Annotated in this window: 1 protein-coding gene; it reads left to right on the top strand. The window is 66.5% G+C overall.

Translation table 11 applies throughout. From position 1 onward, the window contains the following. Positions 1 to 58 precede the first annotated feature (58 nt). A complete protein-coding gene (locus tag ABN273_RS59105; RefSeq protein ID WP_502911361.1) occupies positions 59 to 1,744 on the top strand; it encodes an ISAzo13 family transposase in 1,686 nt (561 codons plus the stop codon). The last annotated feature ends 18 nt before the right edge of the window (positions 1,745 to 1,762 follow it).

Raw genomic sequence — 1,762 nt, 5'->3', positions numbered from 1 at the left:
CTAAGGGCTTGCAGGGGAATAACCCGTAGCTTTCGGGGCTGTCGATCGTTGCTGTGGTATGGGCGTGGCGGCAGAGACGGTGACGATGCTGGCGGCGAAGTTCGAAGCGGTCTTTCCGCATCTGGATGAGCGGCAGCGGCGGTTGCTGCTGGGGGCCGAAGCCCGCGCGTTGGGGCATGGTGGGATCCGGGCGGTGGCCAGGGCCGCCGGGGTTCGCGAGGCGACGGTATCGGCCGGGGTGCAGGAATTGGAGTCGGGGCAGGAGCCGCTGGGTCGGGTACGTCGCCCTGGTGGTGGGCGCAAGCGGGTGGCCGATCTCGATCCGGACCTGCGTCCGGCGCTGTTGGCTTTGGTCGAGCCGGACATGCGCGGGGATCCGATGTCGCCGTTGCGGTGGACGACCACCTCGACCCGCAAGCTCGCCGCGGAGCTCACCCGGCAGGGGCACAAGGTCAGCGCCGATACCGTCGCCGATCTGTTGCGTCAGGAGGGGTTCAGCCTGCAAGCCAACACCAAGACCTTGGAAGGCAAGCGGCATCCGGATCGCGATGCCCAGTTCCGCTACATCAATGAGCAGATCAAGCAGTACCAGGCGGCTGGGGAGCCGGTGGTGAGCGTCGATACCAAGAAGAAGGAGCTCATCGGCGCGTTCAAAAACGCCGGGAGGGAATGGCGGCCCACAGGTCAGCCGGTCGCGGTCGCCACCCATGACTTCCTGGATGCGCAGCTGGGCAAGGCCATCCCGTACGGTATCTACGACCTGGCCGCCGATAGCGGCTGGGTCAATGTCGGCACCGACCACGACACCGCCGCGTTCGCCGTGGAATCCATCCGCCGCTGGTGGAACGGCGCCGGCCAGAGCGCCTATCCAGACGCACGCCGGTTGCTGATCACCGCGGACGCGGGTGGCTCGAACGGATACCGCACCCGCGCGTGGAAGGCCGAACTCGCCGCGCTGGCCGCCCAGACCGGCCTGGCCATCACGGTCTGCCACCTGCCACCCGGCACATCGAAATGGAACCGCATCGAGCACCGGTTGTTCTGCCACATCACGATGAACTGGCGAGGCAGGCCGCTGACCAGCCACGAAGTCGTCGTGCAGAGCATCGCCGCGACCACCACCACGACCGGGCTCACCGTGCACGCCGAACTAGACACCGGGCAGTACCCCACCGGCGTCACCATCAGCGACGCTCAACTGGCCGACCTCCCCATCACCAGCCACGACTGGCACGGCGAGTGGAACTACACCCTTTTACCGGCATGGCCGACAGCCACCGAGGTCACCAAGGTCACCGCCACGGCACCACCACGTGACCGAGACGACCATGCCTGGCTGACCCACCCCACCCTGACCGGACTGCCGCAGAACGAATGGGACCAGCTCATCGACCGGCTCACCGTGCTGCGGCATACCCAGCGAGAAACCGACTTGCACCAGCAGCGTGGCGGTCCACGTCGAGTAGCGGCCGGGACCGGCCGCCACCCCTCCCTCACCCTCTCTGAACGCCTTCTGATCACTGTCTTGCACCACCGTCTCGGCCTGCCCCAAGCGGTCCTCGCCGATCTGTTCAAGGTCACCCTGATGACGGCCAACCGCGCCATCCGCCAGGTCCGGCCCCTGCTCGAACAGGCCGACTACACGATCACGCCCGTGCCCAAGCGCCTCTACACCGCAGCAGACCTCACCACCTACGCCATCAGCGCAGGCGCCATCACGCACAAGATCAACTCAGCGTGTTAATTCTCTGCAAGCCCTAAG

This window comes from Nonomuraea sp. B19D2, assembly GCF_040137845.1.
Classification (GTDB): Bacteria; Actinomycetota; Actinomycetes; order Streptosporangiales; family Streptosporangiaceae; genus Nonomuraea.
The sequence above is the reverse complement of the archived record's forward strand: the minus strand, read 5'-3'. Positions and strand labels throughout refer to the sequence as shown.

What these genes read in the sequence shown, in the direction of transcription:
- ABN273_RS59105 (WP_502911361.1), top strand. Translation starts at nt 59, where the DNA reads ATGGGCGTGGCGGCAGAGACGGTGACGATGCTGGCGGCGAAGTTCGAA.